Annotated in this window: 21 protein-coding genes and 1 tRNA gene; 2 read left to right on the top strand and 20 right to left on the bottom strand. The window is 60.7% G+C overall.

Annotated elements, in window-relative coordinates; all coding sequences use genetic code 11:
* Positions 1–25: 25 nt before the first annotated feature.
* From rpsF to MAF45_RS10375, 3 genes are all read right to left on the bottom strand, one after another.
* Entirely contained in the window at positions 26–454 is a 429-nt protein-coding gene (gene rpsF / locus MAF45_RS10385) for a 30S ribosomal protein S6 (protein WP_237980444.1), read from the bottom strand.
* 87 nt (positions 455–541) lie between these two features.
* Positions 542–1,321, bottom strand: coding sequence for a 23S rRNA (guanosine(2251)-2'-O)-methyltransferase RlmB (rlmB, locus tag MAF45_RS10380; RefSeq protein ID WP_237980442.1), 780 nt, complete (start codon positions 1,319–1,321; stop codon positions 542–544).
* Between the two features lie 49 nt (positions 1,322–1,370).
* Positions 1,371–3,638, bottom strand: coding sequence for a ribonuclease R family protein (locus MAF45_RS10375; RefSeq protein ID WP_237980440.1), 2,268 nt, complete (start codon positions 3,636–3,638; stop codon positions 1,371–1,373).
* Between the two features lie 135 nt (positions 3,639–3,773).
* Between MAF45_RS10375 and MAF45_RS10370 the strand changes: the two genes are divergently transcribed.
* Positions 3,774–3,860: transfer RNA gene (locus MAF45_RS10370), tRNA-Leu, on the top strand.
* A gap of 466 nt (positions 3,861–4,326) precedes the next feature.
* Here MAF45_RS10370 and MAF45_RS10365 read toward each other — a convergent pair.
* The 7 genes from MAF45_RS10365 to MAF45_RS10335 form a co-directional block, all read right to left on the bottom strand.
* Positions 4,327–6,288: a DUF927 domain-containing protein gene (locus MAF45_RS10365; RefSeq protein WP_237980438.1), complete on the bottom strand. Its 1,962-nt coding sequence runs from the start codon at positions 6,286–6,288 to the stop codon at positions 4,327–4,329.
* Positions 6,269–7,294, bottom strand: a complete 1,026-nt coding sequence (locus MAF45_RS10360) for a toprim domain-containing protein (RefSeq protein ID WP_237980436.1) — start codon at positions 7,292–7,294, stop codon at positions 6,269–6,271. The genes MAF45_RS10365 and MAF45_RS10360 overlap by 20 nt, the downstream gene beginning before the upstream one ends.
* The gene (locus MAF45_RS10355; protein ID WP_237980434.1) at positions 7,287–7,745 is read right to left on the bottom strand and encodes a hypothetical protein; all 459 of its coding nucleotides are present in this window, start codon (positions 7,743–7,745) and stop codon (positions 7,287–7,289) included. Before MAF45_RS10355 ends, MAF45_RS10360 begins: the two co-directional genes overlap by 8 nt.
* 2 nt (positions 7,746–7,747) lie before the next feature.
* A complete protein-coding gene (locus MAF45_RS10350) occupies positions 7,748–7,909 on the bottom strand; it encodes a hypothetical protein (protein WP_237980432.1) in 162 nt (53 codons plus the stop codon).
* A 471-nt stretch (positions 7,910–8,380) separates the two neighbouring features.
* The gene (locus MAF45_RS10345) at positions 8,381–8,590 is read right to left on the bottom strand and encodes a helix-turn-helix transcriptional regulator (protein ID WP_237980430.1); all 210 of its coding nucleotides are present in this window, start codon (positions 8,588–8,590) and stop codon (positions 8,381–8,383) included.
* A 168-nt stretch (positions 8,591–8,758) separates the two neighbouring features.
* Positions 8,759–9,829 carry a coiled-coil domain-containing protein gene (locus MAF45_RS10340; protein ID WP_237980428.1) on the bottom strand — a complete coding sequence of 357 codons (1,071 nt, stop codon included), beginning with the start codon at positions 9,827–9,829 and terminating at the stop codon, positions 8,759–8,761.
* Positions 9,830–10,875: 1,046 nt separating this feature from the next.
* Positions 10,876–11,259: a helix-turn-helix transcriptional regulator gene (locus MAF45_RS10335; RefSeq protein ID WP_237980426.1), complete on the bottom strand. Its 384-nt coding sequence runs from the start codon at positions 11,257–11,259 to the stop codon at positions 10,876–10,878.
* A 625-nt stretch (positions 11,260–11,884) separates the two neighbouring features.
* Here MAF45_RS10335 and MAF45_RS10330 point away from each other — a divergent pair.
* A complete protein-coding gene (locus tag MAF45_RS10330; protein ID WP_237980424.1) occupies positions 11,885–12,115 on the top strand; it encodes a hypothetical protein in 231 nt (76 codons plus the stop codon).
* Positions 12,116–12,595: 480 nt separating this feature from the next.
* Here MAF45_RS10330 and MAF45_RS10325 read toward each other — a convergent pair whose 3' ends face one another.
* The 10 genes from MAF45_RS10325 to hfq form a co-directional block, all read right to left on the bottom strand.
* Positions 12,596–13,912, bottom strand: a complete 1,317-nt coding sequence (locus MAF45_RS10325; RefSeq protein WP_441295223.1) for a tyrosine-type recombinase/integrase — start codon at positions 13,910–13,912, stop codon at positions 12,596–12,598.
* A gap of 344 nt (positions 13,913–14,256) precedes the next feature.
* Positions 14,257–14,697 carry a type II toxin-antitoxin system HicB family antitoxin gene (locus tag MAF45_RS10320; protein ID WP_237980419.1) on the bottom strand — a complete coding sequence of 147 codons (441 nt, stop codon included), beginning with the start codon at positions 14,695–14,697 and terminating at the stop codon, positions 14,257–14,259.
* A gap of 24 nt (positions 14,698–14,721) precedes the next feature.
* On the bottom strand, positions 14,722–15,237 hold the full coding sequence (locus MAF45_RS10315; protein ID WP_237980417.1) for a phosphoribosyltransferase: 516 nt from the start codon (positions 15,235–15,237) through the stop codon (positions 14,722–14,724).
* A 145-nt stretch (positions 15,238–15,382) separates the two neighbouring features.
* Positions 15,383–16,678: an adenylosuccinate synthase gene (locus MAF45_RS10310; RefSeq protein ID WP_237980405.1), complete on the bottom strand. Its 1,296-nt coding sequence runs from the start codon at positions 16,676–16,678 to the stop codon at positions 15,383–15,385.
* A 12-nt stretch (positions 16,679–16,690) separates the two neighbouring features.
* On the bottom strand, positions 16,691–17,860 hold the full coding sequence (locus MAF45_RS10305; protein ID WP_237980403.1) for an ATP phosphoribosyltransferase regulatory subunit: 1,170 nt from the start codon (positions 17,858–17,860) through the stop codon (positions 16,691–16,693).
* A 21-nt stretch (positions 17,861–17,881) separates the two neighbouring features.
* Positions 17,882–18,091 carry a DUF2065 domain-containing protein gene (locus MAF45_RS10300; RefSeq protein WP_237980401.1) on the bottom strand — a complete coding sequence of 70 codons (210 nt, stop codon included), beginning with the start codon at positions 18,089–18,091 and terminating at the stop codon, positions 17,882–17,884.
* Positions 18,078–18,947 carry an SPFH domain-containing protein gene (locus MAF45_RS10295; RefSeq protein ID WP_237980398.1) on the bottom strand — a complete coding sequence of 290 codons (870 nt, stop codon included), beginning with the start codon at positions 18,945–18,947 and terminating at the stop codon, positions 18,078–18,080. The genes MAF45_RS10300 and MAF45_RS10295 overlap by 14 nt, the downstream gene beginning before the upstream one ends.
* Before the next feature lie 2 nt (positions 18,948–18,949).
* Complete coding sequence (locus tag MAF45_RS10290; protein WP_237980396.1) at positions 18,950–20,440, bottom strand: SPFH domain-containing protein; 1,491 nt, start codon at positions 20,438–20,440, stop codon at positions 18,950–18,952.
* A gap of 76 nt (positions 20,441–20,516) precedes the next feature.
* Positions 20,517–21,734, bottom strand: a complete 1,218-nt coding sequence (hflX, locus tag MAF45_RS10285) for a GTPase HflX (protein WP_326520685.1) — start codon at positions 21,732–21,734, stop codon at positions 20,517–20,519.
* Between the two features lie 16 nt (positions 21,735–21,750).
* On the bottom strand, positions 21,751–21,993 hold the full coding sequence (hfq, locus tag MAF45_RS10280; protein ID WP_237980393.1) for an RNA chaperone Hfq: 243 nt from the start codon (positions 21,991–21,993) through the stop codon (positions 21,751–21,753).
* Between the last annotated feature and the right edge of the window lie 44 nt (positions 21,994–22,037).

Raw genomic sequence — 22,037 nt, 5'->3', positions numbered from 1 at the left:
CGGACCAGCGCTGCCTTGCGACCGGTCACTCGGCAGCGGCCTCGGCGGGCTTCGCCTCGGACACAGCCTCTTCGGTCTTGTGGGCGGCCTTCACGGCGCGAGCAGCGACGGCAGCCTTCTTCGCCTCTTCCTTCTCGACGAGCTTCATCATCGGGGAGGGGGCGGTCTCGGCGTGCTTGGTCTTCACCACAAGGTGGCGAAGGATCGCGTCGTTGAAACGGAAGTTGTTTTCAATGTCGGCAAGCGTCGCATCGGAGCACTCGATGTTCATCAGAACATAGTGAGCCTTCACGAGCTTCTGGATGGGGTAGGCGAGCTGACGACGGCCCCAGTCTTCGATGCGTTCGATTTTTCCACCCTGTTCAACAACCAGGTTCTTGTAGCGTTCGATCATCGCGGGAACCTGCTCGGACTGATCCGGGTGCACGATGATGCAGATTTCGTAGTGACGCATTGATCCTCCTTGCGGAAAAAACCGCCCAGGGCGTCTCCCGGTGCGGCAAGGACTAACAAACGAAAGATAGTTATTTTACTCTAAATTTCAAAATTTTGCACGGGATGCGTTATCCACCTTTCCCGGGGCTCCGCCCAGGCGCTGCCGGAGCGTCTCAAAGAGGCAGACCCCGGCCGCGACGGACACATTGAGGGACTCGACCGAACCCTTCATCGGGATCGCGGCGAGCGCGTCGCAGCGGCGGCGCGTGAGCTGCCGCAGTCCCTCGCCTTCGGACCCAAGCACCCAGGCGAAGGCCTTCTTCTGGTCGAAGTCGTAGATTGAGCGTTCGGTCTCACCCGCCGTCCCCACGACCGTGACGCCGGCCTCGCGCAGCTCTCCGATCGCCGAGGCGAGATTCACCACGTAAATCACGGGCACCGACTCCTCGGCGCCGGCGGCCGCCTTCGCGGCCGCGGGCGTCACGTGCGAGGAACGGTTAAGCGGCGCAATCACCGCCTGCGCTCCGGCCGCGTCGGCCACGCGCAGACACGCGCCGAAATTGCGCGGATCGGTGACGCCGTCGAGAACGAGCAGCAGCGTCTCATCGCTGATGGAATCAAGCAGCTCGTCAAAGCTCATCGTGCGCTCGAGCCGGTCGGCCACGGCCGCGACGCCCTGGTGCGGGACGTCGCCCGCAAGCCCCCGGAGCCGCTGCGCGTCAGACTCGATCGGGCGCAGCCCCGCTTCGCGCAGCTGCACGCACAGCTCGTGCATGCGCCGGTCGTGCCGGCTGCGGTCGATGTAGACCTCGCGCAGCGTCTTCGGGTTGAGCCGAAGGCGGGCGAGTACGGCGTGAAAGCCTGCGAGAATCACCTTGTCTGCCATGTCGTCTGTTCCTTATCCCCTTTGCCTTTTGTTTTGCCGCGCCTCGGGCTCACGAGCCGTTTCTCAGACGCCTGGCGCCCTTCCTGCGGCCCGGGTCGCGCCGCATGAACTCGATGCTCCTCGAGTCGAGATCCACCCCGCTCACGATCACCGAAAGAGGCGTTCCGCAACGGATAACCTCGCCTGAGGAGCTGCCCTCGAAGGTCGACTTCGACTCGTCGAACACGTAGTAGTCCCAGCCGAGGTTCGAGACATGGACGTAGCCCTCGACAAAGAGGTCGTTGAGCGTCACATAGACGCCCGAGGGCGTCACCGCGCTTACCGTTCCCTCGAAGGTCTCGCCGCGGTAGTCCTCCATGTAGCGGCACTTGAGCCAGGCCGTGACGTCGAGGCTCGCCTCGTCGGCCCGCCTCTCTGCGGCCGAGCACATGCGCCCGAGCCTGGCCCAGGTCTTGTACATCGGCCCCTTCTTCGCCGCGGCCTGCGCCGCGGACTGCCCCACGCCGTGGCTGCCCGGGCGGGCGGCAAATCCCTGCTCGGCCGCCTCAGGCCAGTCCACGAGCACCTCGGGCCTGTAGCGACGGCGCGTGAGGATGCTGTGAATCGCGCGGTGCACAAGCAGATCCGGATAGCGGCGGATCGGCGAAGTGAAGTGCGTATAGTACTCGTAGGCGAGCCCGAAGTGCCCGAGCTCGTCGGGCAGATAGACGGCCCGCTGCATGCTGCGCAGCAACGCGGTCTGCACCGCCGCTTCGTCGGGCGTGCCGCGGACCTGCCGCATGACGGCCTCGTAGTCAGCGGGCGCGGGCTTGTCCCCGCCGCCCAGCGACAGCCCGAAGCCCGACAGGAGCGCCCGCAGCTGCTCGAGCTTTTCCGGAGTCGGCCCCTCGTGGACTCGGAAGAGCCCCTCGGCGCGGCGCCGCACGAGGAAGTCCGCCGCGCAGGTATTGGCCACAAGCATCGCCTCCTCGATGAGCCGGTGGGCGTCGTTGTGCTCGCGCGGCAGGATGGCCGTGATGCGGCCCTGCTCGTCAGTCTGCACGAAAGTCTCGCGGCTCTCGAAGCTGATCGCACCGCGACGGGCCCGTTCGGCGGCAAGCGCCTTGTAGAGCGCATAGAGGTTCTGCACGTCCGGCAACACCGCTCCGAGCGCATCGCGCCCCTCTTTTTCGCCCTTCAGAGCCGACCAGACCTGGGTGTAGGTGAGCCTCGCGTGCGAATGAATGAGGCCGTGATAGAACTGATAGGCCTTCACCCGGCCTTCGGGGGTGATCACCGCGTCGCAGACCAGCGTGCAGCGGTCGACGTCGGGGTTGAGCGAGCACAGCCCGTTGGAGAGCTCGACGGGCAGCATCGGGATCACCCGCCGCGGGAAATAGACCGAGGTGAGCCGCTCCTGCGCCGCCCGGTCAATGGCGCTTCCGGGCCGGACGTACCAGGAGACGTCGGCAATCGCCACGAGCAGCCTCCAGCCGCCCGCCTTGAGGGGCGCGCACCAGACCGCGTCGTCGAAGTCCCTTGCGTCCTCGCCGTCGATCGTGACGAAGGCGATGTCGCGCAGGTCCACCCGCCGGGCGCAGTCGCGCCGCAGCACGTGGTCGGGCAGCGCCCTTGCCTGCTCGAGCGCCTCGGCGGAGAACTGCGCGGGCAGCCCGAAGCGGCGCACGGCCATCTCGATCTCGACCGAAGAGTCGTCGGCGGACCCGAGTATCTCCTTCACCTGGGCCCGGGCGGGCGCGCCGATCGAAGGCTGCGCGATCACCGCAGCGACCACCGCCTGGCCCGGCACCGCCGGGGCCCCGCTGAGCCGCACGGGCACGCGGATCCGGCAGTCGGCGGGCCTGAGCCAGTAGTCCTTGCCGCGCTGCTCGACGGTGCCGACAATCTCGCGCGTATTGTGCTCAAGCACTTCGCGCAGCGACACGAGCACGCGGCTGCGGCCGTCCGGGCCGAGCTTCACCACGCGGACGCGGTCTCCCGGGAAGACGCTTTCCGCCTGCTCCTGGGGGAACACGTACGAAGGCTCGCGCCCCTCGGCCCCGTCGGGATCGAAGAAAACGCGGCCTGAACGGGTGCCGGCCACCGTGCCCGCCATCCACTCGGCCGAGGCCGAGAGCCGGTAGGCGCCTCCATCGGCTTCGGCGGCCACGCCGTCCTCGAGCAGCCGCGACAGGCCTGCGGAGATCTCCTCGCGGCTGCGCGACTGGAACTGGTCGCGCACCAGCGACAGGATCTCATCCAGGGCAAGCGGAGTCCCGGCCCGGCCGAGAACGGTCTCGATTTCATAGGCCGTCTGCGAGAGCTGCGAGGCGCTCATCGGCTCCGCGTCGCGGCGCCCGGCGTTTCTTTTTTCTTTTTTACTAGCGTTTACCCTAGATCGACGCATTTTGCTTGAGTTGAATATTGACAAAATTAGTTTTGAAGATAATAATTCTAACCTCGTTTGAGCAGTGCCCGGGTGGCGAAATTGGTAGACGCACTAGCTTCAGGTGCTAGCGCCTTCACCGGCGTGCTGGTTCGAGTCCAGTCCCGGGCACCACTGCTTCAAGCGTATCAGGCCTTTCAAGGGTATGACCACTCTGTGGACTACATTGTGGACTACATAAAACCCTTCGCTGTAGGCCGGTTGTTGACGCAGTGAAAGCTCGACATAGAATATAAAGCAGATTGGCTTTCTCGCTCAATCTGATCTGAACCCATCCCCCGCCCGGATGGGTATTTTTTTGCCCGTCCTCTTACAAAACTTCCTCTACCCTTCAAAAAATAGGGGGAAAAGGGGGAACAAAGCCGCGCAATCTTACAATATATTGATTTTATTTAATATTATCTTTCCCCTTGCTGCCGTCTTTTCCCTCTTGAGTGGAGGAAATATAGGGGGAATTCCCCCTTTCTCCTCGCCTTCGAAGGGAAAAATGACCCATTTCTAGGGGATTTGCCCTACCACCTCCGGCGCCATAAAAAAGGCGGGGATGACCCCGCCAGAATGTCCCAGCAGCTTCATGCTGCTACCCTGCGATTTTCTTAAGCTCTGAGACATTAAGCGCCAGATAGCGCACCCCGGCCTCAAGCCCATCAAGCGGCTTCGGGCTTTTATAAAGCCACTTCTTGCGCATCCTCTCTTCCTTGTTTTTGATGCTCGAAGGCGCCATATTGCCCGCATAACAGGAACGGGGAAGCATCCGGGCCACTGAATCGGCCATATGCCCCGGGATAACGTATTTCGAAAAGGCTGACTTTATGAAGTAAGCCGTTTCGTCTTCGCTCCCCTTATGAAACCCTCGGATGCAGCCATACACTTCCGTCTTTTCGTCCGGGGTGAAGTTCTCCATGACTGCCCCCGTAATATCGTCACGGGTTCCCGTCTCGTACCGTTGGATGAAATGGCCGCCCTTCTGCACCAGTGCGTCCAGAATCTGCTGCGCGTAGTTTCTCATCTGCCAGTCACTACCCCGGAAGCTCTCCGCAGCGCTTTCAGCGCATGAATGGATGGCCGCCCCTATGGCCTCGTCCGTGTACTCTGGGGGAAGCACTTCAAACTCCCGGGCCAGTTTCAGCGCCGCGTAGTAAACCTCGAAGCCTACGAACACTTCATTCAGCTGCTGTCCCGCGACCATGGAAGGATCAATACGGGGGATAAAGCGGCTTCTGGCCTCATCCCTGAAGGCCTTCACTTTTTCAGGCAGCGCCGCCGGCCCTTCCTTCTGGTAAAGCTCGATAATTTTCCGGATGAAAGCCGGCCCCGCGGTTCCGTATTGCTCGGTTTCGGTTATCTCGGCCAGTCGATTGACGAATTTAAAAGAATCATCAAAGGACGGGAAGTAGCCCGGCTCGAAAATGTCCCGGCTGCCGGGAACTATGGCATTCACCCCCGTAAGCCTTCTTTCGGCTCCTGCCGACTGGCCATTGCAGCCGTTTTCTATCAGGATTTCATACACAGGCTTTTCGCCTGTGCTGATCAGCGTTTCACGCCATCCTGATTGCTTCCGCAGCGTAGCGTCCGGTGTTCCGCGCCCCCTCGGCTGCTCGTTCCCGAAAAACAAGGAAACATCCTTCAAGTCGCGGATCAGGCGCCCCGCTAGGTGCAGTTCATCCAGTGCTGAGACACTGGAGCTATTTCTTCTGAAATGAGCCTCTACGCCCGCGCTCGAAGTGTTCCATGAGCCAAAATGCCCTGAACCGGGTTCAGCAGCGTTTTTGGATGTACCCCATACCGAACAGCCTACAGTGGCCGTAACGGACTTGCCTGTGGTGGAGGTTCCGTAGAAATGGATCCCCCGGGAACTCATGTTTATCAGAGCAAGCAGCGCTCCGGCGAAGCTCACCCCTAGCGCCGTCATGATGCGCGAGGATTTAAGCCCGGGAAGCGCTGCGTTCCTCTTCCATCCCTCAAGCGTTCCTTTCGAGTCATCCGGGTAATCATGGCCCAGGCTGATGACTTTCTGGCCAGTCGGAAGCTTCCCGATCACCTCGCCGCCCGGCCGTACATAGCAGTAGCCCGGCTTTATCCATCCGTTCACCGATACGCCGCGCAGCCGCTCGATATTGGCCGTGGGAAAGTTGGATATAAGCTCAGAGATCAGGCCGCGGCCATTCTGCCTCGATCCGGCAAAAATCCGCAGCCCCGCGTTCGAAAGCCGCTTGATCAGGGCGCTCAGGTCGTTTATTACATCCATGCCCAGAACAAGCTGAACCGCATTTTCATCTTCATCAATCACCTCGATAATCAGGCCGCGCGTAAGCCCGTCCTTGCTCGAGTATTTGGCAGTAACGCGGATCAGGGAACACAGCTTTATGTCCTTGTCCTCGTCCGCGTCTTTCGACTGGTGCAGCCAGTAGGCGCCATCCCTCGGAACGAATTCATGCCCGTTTATCTCGATCTTCGGAAAGGCCCGGCCTTCCTGCACTGCGGGCGCCGTCTCGTCCGGCGCCTCGCTTAAAAGTTTCTTTTTAGTTTTCTCGCTCAGCATGATGTTTGATCGCTCCCTCTATTTTTTTTATCTGGTAGTAGTCGTTGAAGTCCGTAGGCTCGCCTCCAATCGTTTCCGAAAACACCGCCCGGTCTATGTCTGAAAACGAAGGAAAGCAGTACCGCCCCGAATAGGTGCGCTGCGCCGCCTGAACGGCGCAACTTGATCCGTTGCCCACATCACCGAAAACAATGATTTCCGAGTTTGGATACTCTGCTTGAAGAATTTCGGCCACCCGCTCCAGATTCCCGCAGGACATAGCAGCGAATACCGGAATACCCGCGTACTTTTTCAATCTGGCAATGCTGAGCGCGGTGGCTACTCCCTCGCATATTCCGATCACCGGCGCCGCCTCAAAACCGCCTTGAGTGCACCACGAGCCGCCGCGCAGATCCCCGCCCCGGAGGAAGGACTTGCAGCCGTCTCCGTCAATCAATTCAAGGCTGCACATTCGCCCCTGCTTGATGATTGGAACGACAAGGCACCACTCTCCGGCTAACAGCCGGGCGCCCTTGCCGCGCGGCCAGTAGCCGATAAGTTGGGCTAGTTTCTTGATTTTGATGCAGCCCAATGTGCGGCATTCCCTAACCGGGGAAAGTCCCTTTTTCTGGAAATAGGCGAAGCAGCAGAAAGAGGGATTGACCGGCAAGGAACAGCCCCAGACCGCCTTAGCCAGTCCGGCCGCGGCATCATGTTCCTTTGCCTGTCTGATCCTCGCCGCTTCGCGCTCAGCCTCAATCTTCGCTTTCATATGGCGAAGCTCTTCTTTACTTAGACGGCGCCCGCCCTTGGGAAGGTACAGACCGGACAGCCCCGTACTCCAACAGCCGGCCAGAATGCAGCCCGTTGGGAAAACCATGTAGTAGCCAGAATCGTCCCGGCGCCCGCGATCAATCCGATTGGTGCGGATGATCTGGCCGCCGGTCTTGATGTCGCCCCGGTCTTCAATGCCCATAGCCGCGAACAGTTCGAAGCGGGAAGGGAAGGTTAGATATCTACTATTCATCTGGGCGCTCCCTCCAGTCCGAGGGTCCTCTTATCGCATCCAACAGCGTTGCGAGCACTCTCCCGTAATCCATGAGGTTCTGGGACAGAACAAGCAGCCTGTAGCAGAGGGTTTCCGGAATTATTTCCGGTATTGCGCCCGGGGCTGTTTTCTCAAGCGTTCCAATAATTCGAACAGCCTTGAGCAGATCAGACGAAAACGCATTGACCGCACCCATGATTCCGGATATCCGATCAAGGGCCTCAGAGGTTTCAAGCTCCAGAGCGGCGTTCGCCCCGCCTGTAAAAAGGTTTCTCCTTTCGTCACTATCCAAACAGAGCGACCACGAGTAAGCCAGATACAGATTGAAGGCCCGCTCCAGTGGGTCGATTTTCTGCTGCTCCGGGGGAAGCATGTTCCTGTAGGCCGCCTTAAATCCTTCAAGGGTTTCCGGATATTTGTTCTCAGCCATGATCACGCCCCCTCCATGAAGAAAAGAACAACGAAGACAATGGCCATCAGGAATGCGGTAGCGTTCACTGCTGCACCGATAAGGCGCCGGATGGATGAGAGGGAAGAAGGTGAAAACAGGCTGCGGCCGGATATGCTGCGGCCGCCATTGCGAGCGTTACTCATGGCTTGCCCCTATAGCTAAGTAAGGAATGGAACCGCGCGCCCCTGCTAAAGGGCGGGCGGCACCGTGCGGGTTAGCAGACCGGGCTATAGGAACCGGCACGCCCGAAGGCGTCCCGCACGGCGCGCCCATAGAAACTGCGGGCGCACTAATGCCATGAGATTGAGCAACAAAAAACCGCGCTTGAAGAAGTGCGGCGATTGCTCGCCTATAGCTTTTCGGCCTGCTAAAGCCGTATCCGCTTGTTAATACGGATGCGGAAACTTTAGCACTGCGCGGCGCCCCGTGGCAAATACCGGCCACGCTTTTCGTTCTGCGGCCTTTCCTGCCCTTCTGTGGACTGTCTGATGGTTCCGGCTGTTTATCCTCGCCGGAAGGCTTACGGGGCTTTCTGGGGGCAACTGGAGGGTGTTCTTGTTCAGTCCTGAAGATGTCTAGTATGGAAATCGATTTTCTGCGGCTGCGCTGCATTTTCACGCCTCCGCATTCTTCGATTTCCCGGCCTGCTCATCAATCCACTTGGTAACGTCCGACCAGAGCCAGAGCGTGGCAGCTCCAACTTTGAAAGGCTTAGGAAATTTCCCCTCTGCTACATATTGCCGAATGGTCGACCGCCCCAGACCGGTAGCGGCCGCGATTTCTTTTACCCGAACAGTAAGCTTTAGTGGTTTGTTACCCTGCATAGCGTTCTCCGTAATGTTTTGGCGCGCCTTAGCCGTTCCCGGCGCGTTCAATGGAAAGCGTATGCAGATGTTTTCAATAAAAAAATGGGGGTACCCACAGGTTTAAATGGGGGGTACCCATAGCTTTAATTATGGGTGCCCATAATTTCCGACACCCATAAAAGTTTTTCAGTCTTCAGTTTTCTGCCGCGGCCGCCCCGGTTTTGCCCGCCAGTTGCTCACCTTTCCCATGGCTTCCAGAACATTCTGGGAAAAGATGCATTTTCCATCCTCGCCCACAAAATTCTTCTTCAAGTAATCGCGTATGGCTGCGTTTGTTCCGTTCCTGTTCGATCCGTACCGCCGGACATGAACAAACGCTTCAATCATTGCAGCCAGTGGGAGAGTAGCAGCCGCGCCCGCCTGTTCCTTTGTGGTTTTCAAAAGCTCGCGGACATCCTGCAACGTCACACCCCGCCCCAAATCTTCCTCTCCGGCACCTACTGGGGGTGTTGCTGCGAGTTTTGCCTTCAGCTCATCGCGCTCGGTCACCACCGCATTAAGCTCTCTTTCAAGCTTCTCGCAGCGCTCCCGTTGCTCTTCGTTTTCGTTTCTAAGTCTGTTTATTTCTTCGTCCTGCGCCGGGTTGCTATCGGCGCCGTCTCTGTTTTCTTGTTTTGGCATGGAATCAGTAGGCGTAGAAATGTCTGAAACGCCGGGAACAGTCAGCCCGAAGATGGGAACAGGAACGGCCACAACTGGATAGGGTTTGCCAAATAAAGGCTCAGGAGGTCGAATTGTTGCAATGTAGATCTTGGCAAACTGTTCAAACTCTGCGAGCCTAAAGCGTATGTCTAATAAATGTAGTCTATTGTGGTTAATTTGTGGATTGTCTAAAAACTTAATTACCGGACGGTGTTCCAATAGAGTTAAAGGATGGGGCCTCCGGGCGGGCATGGATGTGTTTTTTTCTTCAAGCACTCGCCAAAGTAAGCGAAAAATTTCGCCTGCTATGTGGTAATTGATAGGTTTGACTTTGAAAGGCCCCTCTAGGCCTTCTAGGAAAAGTCCTCGTGGGCAATCATCGGCATAGCTAGCAATGCTGTGAACATGGCATTTAATGGTTATCTTTTTTTTCGGCCCATGTTGTGTAGTAATAACCCCTGAAGTTTCGGGGTCAATGTCTGCCAGTAGCAGCGCCCCCTCAAGTAAAGTCCACCCGTCCTTTTGCAACCACTTCCTGCGCTGTTCCTGATTCATTCAAGCCCCTTACCCCTTTCAAGCATTCGAGCAATCAGATGGCCGCTCCCCGTCCTGCGGCCGCTTATAAAGGGGTTTCGCAGCACCACAGGAAAAACGCCGGGGATCAATCCGGCGCCGGGAGCGCACCTGATTCAATTTTAGATGACAACCAAGGTTAGAGCCTGTTCGTTCCTGTTTTAGGGAAATCAAGAATTGAAAAAAGCAGCGCCGCGGCCGCACCTTCACGGGCGCACCTGCGCGGGCGAGAAAAGTAAGGTTTTGTGAGGTTTTTTTAGGTCGGGCCGTTTTCTTTGCGGCTGCTTGCTTGCTCCGGTGCTGATCTTCCGCGGGGATGAGGCTTACACAACAACACAGCACTCAATGGAACGCACCGGCGCCTCTACCGGTGCGCCTTATCGCTTTCCATTTCTGCCAGTTTTCTTGATTCGCCGGGGAAAAGGTCAAAAACCCCCAAAACCCCTAAAAACGAAAGGCACTTACAAAAAATTGGCTATGAACGCGGTCTATAGGGCTTTCGCGTGTACTTTTGAACACCGGGGGTAGGGTGGATAGGCCGCTGCTTCAGGTTTCCAAAAAATGAAATTCGTGCGCAAAAAAAAGGCTAAGGGCGCGGTCTTGAGGTTTTTCGATTTCAAAATCTGATCCCCCTACCCCCGTTGGCGTTTACAGGCAGCGCATAGAACGCAGCCACTGGAGCAGCTCATACCGTGCGTAACTGTTTCAGGTTACAGCCGCGCTCCAGTGCTTCCAATAACCCGCAGACCACGCAATGGCTCAATGAACTCAGGGCGCCGCGGGGTTTCTCCGTTTTATGGCACCGGATGGAAGTCCTCGCGCGCTAGCAATCTCAGGTTTTACCAAGTTCTCGCTGCCAATCTTTCTCAATGAGGCCGGTGTTCCTTTATACCCGGCCCGCCTGATGGCACTGCGCGCGTTCTAGTTGCGACATTGGCCCCGGGATGACACCGCCCGCGGGTGGGGAAGATTTTCTGCGCCAGTCCGCGCGCGCGCGAGGATGATGGAACCGCCCGCGGGTAGGGAAGCTAAGAAATGTTAAGCGCTTTATTGATGTTGGTTTCATTGATCAGGCCGGACGATACAAGAAACTCAATCAGCTCGCGCCTGTATCGCGGATTCCTCATAGCTTCAAGCACACAGTCCCGGAATCTTTCGCCCTTACCAAAATCGGCGGGCGCAGCATTCAAGTATTCATCCAGTTCATCCGAGTACCACGCTGTTGTGTGCGCACTGATACGGCAAGGGCGGGGGAAGGCGGATTCAGTCTTCACCTTCCTCCAGATGGTTGAAGGCGCCAGACCTAAAAGCGCTGCTACCTGATACACGTTCAGGCACGTGCGCCCCTTGTTCCAATCATCAGGAACGTTAACCGTCCTTTCTTTTCCTCTGCTCCGTAATATCATCTGCATTCAGTTCACCGCCGTAAGAATATGTTCGGACATATGAGAATTGTCCCATATTCACATGCGCCCGCGCGGACCGTTGTATAAATTCCTGCTAAAGCCCCCTCGCTTTCTGTACCCGGATATCTATTTCCGGCTGTTTTAGAAACCCATAGGTTCAAGCAACTGAAGGCGCCGGGCTGCTCCCACCATCATGCACGTACGCGCGGACCGTTTCGGAAACACAAGTTTTTACTAGCAGCCGAAGCGGTCGCGTTCTCTGGATGTCCGAAACCTTTAGTTTTATTAACCAGTAGGCGCCGGAATTCAATTCAACTGATCAATTCAACTGATCAATTCAACGGATCAATTCAATTAAGTTGAATTGGATGGATTTAAAGGGCGCCAAAAATAAAAGATGATCAACTGGATGGCTGCCGCGGGTTGGAAACCATCAGGCAAGTGCGGCCCAATAATGAACAAAAGAAATGTAAATATCAAATTGGATCAGGCTTCTACGCTAGGGTTAGTCAACATAAGATAAATTATGTTGAATTTAATGCATTGTTTCATGATGAATTAGCTCCATTGATTCATCACGATTAGAGGCAATATAATCAATGTGGTACATTAAATTTTATGGAGTTCATCAATGCCGCGCAAAGCCGCAAAGCCAAAAAGCCCGAATTGGGGCGGGGCAAGAAAGGGCGCCGGACGGAAAAAGATAGGCGAGGGGGTTCAGCGCGTTGTCCTGTTCCTTGCACCGTCCCGCATTGAGAAATTAAAGGCACTGGGCGGCCGCGAATGGCTGAATGGGGTAATTGATGCGGCGCCGCTGCCGGACGCCTTCATGGCCCCGGAAAGCCCGGCAAAGCAGGATTGATTTTCCTTAACTCTCCGCGCGCCTCCGCGCGAACCGCACGGAAAACCTCTTCACCCCGGCGCCTTCCCCCTGTCCCGGCCGCGGAGGCTGCGGCCTTCTTTGCCCGCCGGCGCCCCCAACACCGGAAAGGCGTAGCCAGAATTTCTTTAACTTTCCGCGCACACGTAGAAGGTCAAGTTTTCTGAGGTTTTCCCGCTCGCTGCCCGTTGCTTTCCCTGTCCGCTCCGCGCCGCGCTTTACTAGCTGCCATTTCACCGGCTCCAGATGGGAACGACTAGCAGCTGACGGAGCAGCAGCGCCTGACAAAAACAAGCGCCGGGATGTAATAGGAAGGAATGGAAAGATAGATAGATAAAAAAATAAATAAATAAATTTTTCCCTTCTATTCCCCCTTTATTCCCCCTTAATTCCCCCTTGCTTGTTCTGTTCTAAGCCCCGCCAATACTGCGTTCCCCCTTTTTCCCCCTATTCCCCCTGTCTTCAGTGCTGAATTTTAGAGAAACAGAAATCGGCCCATTCCTGCGTCAGCCTCCTGCGATCCTCCATATAGTCGGCCCTGTCGTAGGCGTCCTCTATCTTTGTTTTTAGTTTGTGATGAAGGTTAAGCTCTGCGGCCGCCTTGTCTTTCTTGTTGTCTACTACCCATGTAAGAAAGGAAGCGCGAGCCGTCCCGTGCGGTGTTGGATAGACCGGCGCCCCGGCTCGTTTGGTTTCCTGCCGGTCTACAAGTCTCTGCTCCATGCATATGCGCTTCATGGTCTGCTCAAGGAACGCGTTTGTAATGTGGGCGCCCTTCTTCGTCCCGGATGGAAAGACATAGCCGCCCCCATTCCGTCCAAAAACCTCATTTTCTTCAGCCTGGGCTTTCAGCAGCTGCACGGTTTGGGCGGACAAACAAGCCGTAAAGTCCCCGTTGCTCTTTACCTTCATTTCGGACGCCAGATAACGCACTACGCCCTTTTCAAAATCCACGGCGCCCCATCTCAGCCCTATCGCGTTTTCTATTCGTACATTGGTCAGGATTGCGTACATGAGCGCCCGGGCTGCCGTTCCCTTCCTCTGGTGAAGCACGGCGAATAAATCAGGAATCTGCTGCCAGTCCACCGCCCCGCGGTGCCCGCCCTGCTGCCTAGCCTTTCCATTGATCAGCGCTATCAGCTTCCAGTTAACCGGATTTGCTTTGTTCTTGCGAAACTCTTCCCCGGCCATGGCCCAGTTAAAAAATTGTCCCAACAGCACAAGGGTCTTTCTGGCCGTCTCCGGATGCTCTAACCACACAGGCTTCACCGCCCGGGCCACATCTGAAACTGTCGCTTCCTCTACCGATACCGGCCCCAGTATGGGCATGATGTGGCGCCGCACCCTGTTGGGTTCAGTCAGCCGATACTTTTCCCGGCTCCAGTTGTCCTTCTGGGCCTCGATAAATGTTTCAAACAGTTCGCCTACGGTTATCGCATCATGGGCGGCCGCTGCTCGGGCCTGTTCGTCCGCAGCCTTTTTCTTTCGTTCCTCTTCCCGGGGATCTATGCCGCTCAGCAGCTGCGCCCTGAGTTGCCCGGCTCGCTCCCTCGCTGCTTTCAGAGAAACCGCCGGGTAGTTCCCCAGTCCGAAGGTTTTGTTTTCACCGGAGCGCCTGTAGGTGTATTTCCACCGCGCCGTCACTCTCGGCCCGCAGCGCACCCACAGAGAAAGCCCCGGCACCTTTCCGTCCGATATGTGGCTTTCCCGTCCTTTTGCCCCTGTCTCTTTGATGAAGGATTCAATGGCTATAACAGTCAGGTCTTTGGCTTTTCTCATGTCGCTGCGCTTCCCCGGGACTACATTGTGGACTACATAGACATGATAGCTGTAGGCAGTTATTCACAGCACGCAACAGCATCAGAAAAGTTTAGAATTTTTATAACCTGATGTTTTTATTTATCTTCACAGCACGCTGTGGAATCCCACAGCAATATGATTGGCGCTAGTCCCGGGCACCACTGCTTCAGCGACCATCGGACTTTCAGTCCGGCGGTTCCAGATGAACCGCGCGATAAAGGATCTACGGCACCGGCCATAGATCCTTTTTTGTTGCCTGAGGTTCCGCTATTGTCGCACAAAGGCGCCGCCGGGGCTGCGGGGCGGACAAAAAGCGCCCCTCCTCAGCCCTCCCGGAGCTGCACGCTGCAGACGAGCTGCAGATCGAGCGCCTCGAGGGCCCGCGCCAGAGTGTCGATTTTCGAGGCATGCCCGAGGTTGAGAAGCCGCGAGGCCTCCTGCGGGAGAATGCCCATGCGCCGCGCAAGCTCCGAGGGACGGATCCCCGTCCTGATCATGTCGTTCACAAGCAGGATCTTCACCCCGAGCGACGGGGCCAGCCGCACGAGTTCTTCGCCCGGCTGGGGCTCCGAAGGCTCCGGAATCAGCTCGCCGCGGGCCACGCAGGCCTTCATCGCCCCGATGAGCGCAGCGTGCACGCCGTGGAGCGCCTCCTCGAGACTGCGGCCTTCCGAGCCCGCGTTTTCAAAGTCCCTGAAGCGCACGCTGTAAACGCCGTCCCGGCTGAGCTGGAAGAACGCCGGATAAGCGCTGAACGCCTTCATCGCCTCTACTGGCCTCTGCCGCCTTCAGGACGCCTCTCCGAGCCGCTTCTCGCGCAGCTTTTCAACGCCGAGATCGTCGTACATCTCGAAGGGCTGGTGAATCCAGGGATCGCCCTTCAGATAGGAGACGTAGTAGTCCGGCCTGAAGGCGCTGCGCTCCTTCCACCAGAGCACGGCCACGCGCACCTCGGTCACGGCGGGGAAGTTTTTCTTCAGGCTCTCCACGACGCGGCGGATCGTCAGGCCCGAATCCACCATGTCATCGACCAGCAGGAGCCTGCCCCTGATCTCCCCGGTGCCGGTGATCCGCGAACTGATGCTGAGCTCTCCCTGGGTGCGGCCGGCGTCGGCCCGGTAGGAACTCGTCGAGAGGACGTTGAGGGGGCGCGACATCACCCGCGAGAAAATATCCCCGGGGCGCATGCCGCCGCGGGCGAGGCAAAGCAGGGAGTCGAACTCCCAGCCGCTGTCTGCCACCTTGAGCACCAGCTGCTCGTTCAGATCGATGTAGTCCTGCCAGGAAACGAATAAATCGGCCATAGGAAAAAAATGCCAGCAATCGGATGAAAGAAAAAAGACCCGGCGGCCTCCCTCACATCGGAGCCGTCAGGCCCTGTACGCAAATGATAGCGGGCGGCCGCCGCGGAGGAAACCGCCCGCGAGCGAACCGCCCTGACGGGCAGCTTCAGGCTTCAAAGGGGTCGTGCAGCAGAATCGTCTGCGCGCGGTCCGGGCCAGTCGAGACGGCGGCGATCGGGCAGCCGGCGACTTCAGAAAGCCGCTCGAGATAGCGGCGGGCCGCCTGCGGCAGATCGTCCCAGCGGGTGATGCCGTACGTGCTCTGCTTCCAGCCGGGGAAGTCCTCGTAGATCACCTCGCAGCTCGCAACCTCCTCGGCGCCGTAAGGCATCACGTCAAGGTCCTGGCCGTCCTTCCTGTAGCCCACGCCCAGGCGCACGGTATCGCACTCGTCAAGCACGTCGAGCTTCATCACCGCGAGTCCCGTGAGGCCGTTGATCTCCACGGCGCGGCGCAGGGCGGCCCCGTCGAACCAGCCGCAGCGGCGCGGCCTTCCGGTGACCGCCCCGAACTCGTTGCCGCGCTGGCGGATCTTCTCGCCCTCCTCACCGGTGAGCTCCGTGGGGAAGGGGCCGGCGCCGACGCGCGTGCAGTAGGCCTTCGTGATCCCCAGCACATAGTTGATGAGGTGGGGTCCGACGCCTGCGCCCGAGGTGGCCGAGCCCGCAACGGTATTCGAGGACGTGACAAACGGGTAGGTGCCGTGGTCGATGTCCAGCATGGAACCCTGCGCTCCCTCGAACAGGAACTGCCGGCCTTCGGCCATCAGGCGGTTGAGGGTATGGGAGACGTCGGTCACCATGGGCTTGAGCCGGGGGGCGAAGGCGAGCGTCCCGTCGATCACCTTCTGGGGATCGAGCGGCTCGGCGTGCAGGTAGTTCTTCAGCACGAAGTTGTGATAGTCAAGCGCTCCGCGCACGCGTTCCTCGAAAAACGACTCGTTGTAAAGGTCGGCCACGCGCACCGTACGGCGCGCCACCTTGTCCTCGTAGGCCGGTCCGATGCCGCGGCCCGTGGTGCCGATTTTCTTTGCCCCAAGGTTGAGCTCGCGGGCGTGGTCGAGCGCGACGTGGTAGGGCATGAGCAGCGCGCTGTTGCCCGAGACATGCATGCGGTCCTCGGCGTCAAGGCCGTGCTTTTTGAGCTCGTCGAGCTCGGAGAAGAAGGCCGAGGGCGACAGCACGACGCCGTTGCCCAGGAAGCACTGCACGTCCGGATGCATGACGCCGGACGGGATGAGACGCAGCACGGTCTTGTTCCCGTTCACGACAATGGTGTGGCCGGCGTTGTTTCCGCCGTTGAAGCGCACGACGCCATACACCCTGGAGGTCAGCCAGTCGACGATCTTTCCCTTGCCCTCGTCGCCCCACTGAGCTCCGACTACGACTACGTTTCTAGCCATCTCTTCTTCTCCCTAGTCTGTGCCCGCCGCGGTGCCCTTCACCGTCCAGCGGCCATCCTCAAAAACAATCCGGTGAGTGAGCCGGAAGCTCTCTGAAAGCCCCTGCGGCTTCTCGCCGGGCAGCAGCTGGACAACAATCTCCCCCTGCTCCCGGAGCTTTTCAATGAGGCTGCCGAGCGCCGGGTCTTCGGAGGCCGGAGCCGTTGTCGCCTCGGGCAGCTCCGCGTCATGCAGCGCGGCGTACTCACGCATGTAAATGGTAAACCCAACGGCCGGGCGGTAGCGCCCGAAGGCGAGCCCGATGCCGTCGTAGCGGCCGCCCCTCAGGATGGGCTCGGGCAGGTCCTCGAGGATGCCCGCAAAGGACACCCCCGTATAGTAATCAAAGCCCGTGACCGAGCTGCCGTCGACCGTCACCTCATCGGCCCCGCAGCGCTCGGTGAGCCAGCGCAGCTCCTGCACGGCCTCAAGCGCCTGGGGGAAGCCCGCACAGACCGACTCGATCTCGGAAAGGGACTCGGTGCCGCCGTAGATGAGGCAAAGAGCCGACAGGGCGCGGCGGGTGCTCTCAGCAAGGCCGGCCGTGGCCGAGGCGAGCTCCGAGGGGTCCTTGTCGCCCAGCGCGGAGACAATCTGGCGCTGCGCCTCGGCGCCGAGGGCGGGGTCGGACTTGAGGACCGCCCGCACGATCCCGGTATGCCCGAGCACGAGGTGCACGCGCGGCACGCCGATCCTGCGCAGCACCTCTGAGGCGAGCTTCACCATCTCGAGGTCACTTTCCCGCCCGGTCGCGCCGAACATCTCCGCGCCCACGACATAGGGCTGGCGGGTTGCAAGCGGATGCCGGGGCTTGGCATGCAGGACCGAGCCCGCATAGCACAGCCTCGTGATCCCCGGCCGGTTCAGGATGTGCGCGTCGATGCGGGCGACCTGCGGCGTGATGTCGGCGCGGAAGCCAGCAAGGCGGCCGCTGCTTTCGTCCACGAACTTGATCGTGGAGCGCTCGAGCCGGTTGCCTGAACCCGTGAGCAGCGAGTCGAGAAACTCGAACATCGGCGGTCTGATCACCTCGAAGCCGTGGCTGCGCATGATCCCGAGCGTCAGAGCCCTGAGCCGCTCGAGCTCCCGGGCCTGGCGCGGCAGCATGTCAGAAATATGGTCCGGTAAAAGCCAGTTTGTCATCGAAAAGTCCTCTACTTGCCCTCAGCCCAAGGAAAGCGTCCCGGTCTGCAGCAGCCACACCAGCGCAAGTCCGCTGGCGACTCCCAGGGCGCCGATCCACCTGAGTGTAGACTCCGGCACCTGCAGCAGCCTCTCGAGCGCGCTTTTCCAGCGCGCTGGCGCCACCATCGGCATGAAGCACTCAAAAATCACTGCGAAGCCCAGCGCGCAGAACAGCTCATTGACTCCCATCGGGACGCCCTCCCTGCCGCTGGGCCTGAGCTCCGGCGGTCTGCATTGGCTCGGGGCGCCCGCTGCGCCGGGTTTCCGCCCTCGCCGCAGCGAGCCTTGCGGAGAACCCCGAGAGTCCGGGCCGGCTGTCGAGCCGCCCATAAAGCCTGCTCGCGGCGGCATCGGCCGCGGCCCTGAGATCCCCGGCCTGCCTGAGCGCGCTCTCAAGGGTCTGCTGGGCCTTCGCGTCGGCCTGGGCCCGCAGCGCCTGGGCGCTCTCGCGCTCGAGCCGGCCCGAGGCGCTGATCTCCCCGCTCCATATTCTCGAGGTGTCGGCCATGGCCTTTTCAAGGCCGCTCTGGCTCATGCGGATGCCCGACACCCGCACGGAATCGAGCGACACGCCCTGGCCGAGGAGGCTTTTCTGCGCCTCGGCGAGCACCCGCGCCGCGATCAGTCCGTCGCCGCGGCGCACAAGATCGGCGTCTCCGAGTCCGCTCAGAACACTGCGCGAGCTCTCGCTGATCTTCTTGGAAATGCCCCGGGCGGTTTCCGAATCGCTGCCCCCGAAGCTCTTCCACCACTGCGCGGGATCCGACACGCGCCAGACGACGTCGTAGCCGAGCGCCGGCAGCTCCGCCCCGTCGGCGGGCTCATCCGAGGAAACCGAAAGCTGCTGCCCGCGCATGTCCACCATGACGACGCGCTCGACCGGATCGGGCAGCTTGGCGTGGATCCCCGGGCTGGCGCGCACGGCCCTGAGCTGCTGCCAGCCGATCACAAGGGCGCTGCGCCCCTCCTCCACCGTAAAGAATGAGAGTCTTGCGAGCAGTCCCAGCACAAGCGCTGCAAGGAGCAGGACGATGGCCTTCTTCATTTTCACCGGCCTCCGTTTCTCAGGTAAGCGCTGCGGTCCTCAGTCGTGTCGCGGTCTTCGAGCACCGGGGACGAAGGCGCGGCCGCCTTCCCCGCCCCCGAAGGCGGCTCGGCCCTGGCCGCGCCGCGCGCGGAGGCGGCAGCGGCGGCGGAAGCTGCCTTCTTTGCAGCAGCGACCTCGGCGGCCGTGACCACAGGCGGGCCTTCCTTTGCGTCAGCCGGCCCCTCGGCGGCGGGCTTCTTCGAGCGGATCACGGCCATGATGTCGGCGGCGCTTGTCTCGGAGAGCTCGCCGGGGTTGGGCAGCGAGGCCGCCATCGCGGCGTTCCAGGCCCGCTCGAGCGCGGCCTGCCGGTCAGCCTCCGGGAACGGACGGCTGTAGAGGTAATCGAGGAACTCCGAGTCCGCCTGGGCGACATGCGTCACGCGCTGCTGGTAAGACTCCGCGCTTTCCAGGATGCGGCGCGCCGTGCCCGTCGAGAGCGTCTCGGCCAGGCCCGCCCAGCGCTGAGCGGCTCGGAAAGCCCCCTCGTCGGCGCTTTCGGCCTTCTGAGCGCTGTCGGCGGAGCCCTCCACCTTCACGGGCAGCCTCACGTCGCTGATGGTGACCGACTCGATCTTCACGCCGAGCCCCAGGGCGTCAGCCTCAGCCTGAACCTCGCGGGCGAAGTCCGCGGAAAGAAGCGCCGCGCGGCCCTCCATCGCGTCGCTTACGGTCATGTCGCCGAAGCTCTGGCGCATCGCTCTCCGAAGCGCGGAGCTGATCGCCTGAGACGGGTTTGAAACGTGCTCGAGGTAGCTGCGCACGCCCTCTGGCGCGACCTTCCACTGTACGGCGCCCCTGGCGCGCACGAGAGCGCCGTCTGCCGTGAGCAGGTAGCCCTCGGAGCCCGAGCCGGAGAAGCTCACCTCGCTTTTGCGCATGAGACGGGTGTCCACCATGCGCACCTTCTCAAAAGGCCAGGGCAGGTGCCAGTGCGTGCCGGGCCCCACGAGCTCCCGGAAGCTCCCGGTCGTGTAAAGAGCGGCGGATTCGCCTGCGGGCACCGTGTAAAAGCCCGCGCAGAGATAGGCAGAGAGCCCGAAAAAAAAGGCGAGCCCAATCAGGGCGGGCAGAATGGAGCGGCCCCTGCCCGGGGCCCCGGCCTCGCCGCGGCGCGGCGCGGAGGGGCGCTGCTGCGGACGTTTCTCTCCGGGCCGCCGCCCGCGCCCCGTGTTCAGGCTGCGCAGCAGCTCGTTGAACGCCTGCCATTCCGCCTCGAGATCCCGGGCGCTGCGCCGGGAGTCCTCGCTGCCGGAACCCTCTGCGCCCTGGCGGCCGTCCCGGGGCGCCTGCGTCCGAGAGCCTTCCCCAGACGAATCCGACGGGGCCCGCGGCGAGGATTCGCGGGAATCCTCGCCCGTCTCGTCGCGCTTGTTTTCGTGAGGAGAAGCCGCTCCGCCCTTGTCTTCAGGCTCGAGGCGGCGTCCCCAGCGGTTGTCGTCTAGTGGCATAAGGGTCTTGTCTTATTTCCTGCGGGCCTGCGGGGCCCGCGCTGTCTGCGGAAGTCTAACACCGGAAGGCCGCCGCTCACGGGCTGTCTGCCGGGGGCTCGCCCGTCTCCCCGGAGGCGAGCGCGCGCCGCTCCTCGGCCTCGAGCTTCGCCCGCTCCCAGGGCTCGAGCTCGCGGGGTTGCAGGGCGTTGTCGCGCCGCCAGCTCTGCGCCGCCTCGAAAAGGGCAGCCCGAAGCTCGTCGATGCCTTCGCCGGTGAGGGCGCTCACCCCTACCGAGGCGATCCTTCCGCCTTCGCCGCGCACGGGTCCGAGCACAGCGGGCGCGAGATCCGCCTTGTTGTACACGATGATCGAGGGCACGTCCGCGGCGCCCACTTCCTTGAGCACCTGGTTCACGGAGTCAATCTGCTCCTCGCGCACCACGCTCGAGGCGTCGACCACGTGCAGCAGAAGATTCGCGTGCACGGTCTCGTCAAGCGTCGACTTGAAGGCCTCGATCAGCTGCGTGGGCAGGTCGCGGATGAACCCGACCGTGTCGGAGAGCACGACCATCTCGCCGCCGCCCACCCAGCAGCGCCGCGCCGTCGTGTCGAGCGTAGCGAAAAGCTGGTTGGCGACATAAGCGCCGGAGCGCGTGAGACGGTTAAACAGCGTGCTCTTGCCCGCATTGGTGTAGCCCACGAGAGAAACGGTGAGCTGCTCGCCGCGCTGGCGGGAGCGGCGCTGCGTGTCGCGCTGGCGCGAGAGCCTGCGCAGCTGTCCGCGCAGGATCTTGACCCGCTCGGCAATCATGCGCCGGTCGAGCTCGATCTGCTTCTCGCCCGGGCCGCCGGTCTTCGAGAGTCCGCCGCGCTGGCGCTCAAGGTGGGTCCAGCCGCGCACGAGCCGCGTCGAGAGGTGCTCGAGCTTCGCAAGCTCCACCTGCAGCCGCCCCTCGCGGCTTTTGGCGCGGCGCTGGAAAATCTCAAGGATCAGCTCCGTGCGGTCGAGCACGGGCAGCCCCGAGGCCCGCTCGATGTTGCGCTCCTGCGCGGCCGACAGGGCCGTGTCGAACACAAGAACCTCGGCGCCCGCCCCGCGTGCGAGAGAAGCGATCTCGGAGATCTTGCCGCTGCCCAGATAAGTGGCCGGGTCGGGACGGTCGCGGTGCGCCTCGGTGAGGCCCGCCGCCTCCATCCCGTCGGAGGACACAAGAAGAGAAAGCTCGCCCGCGGCATCGGGGCGGCTGTCGCGCCCCGTGCGTATGCAGACGAGCCAGGCCTGGGCGGGACGGCGGTCCCGCTCCTGATCAATTTGGAAAACTGTCAGCTTAGGACTCCGGAGCGGTTACGGTGATGTTCACCGGACGGGTGGGGACCACCGTGCTGATGGCATGCTTGTAGACCATCTGCGTCACGGTGTTGCGCAGCAGCACCACATACTGGTCGAAAGACTCGACCTGGCCCTGCAGCTTGATGCCGTTGATCAGATAAATGTTGACCGGAATGTGCTCCTTCCGCAGAGCGTTGAGGAATGGATCCTGAAGAAGCTGACCCTTGTTGTTATTCGTCATTTTGTTCTTATCCCAGCACTTGTTTCGCGCTTGTTCTTCGTGTC

Source organism: Mesosutterella porci, from assembly GCF_022134585.1.
Lineage (GTDB): Bacteria > Pseudomonadota > Gammaproteobacteria > Burkholderiales > Burkholderiaceae_F > Mesosutterella > Mesosutterella porci.
The sequence above is the reverse complement of the archived record's forward strand: the minus strand, read 5'-3'. Positions and strand labels throughout refer to the sequence as shown.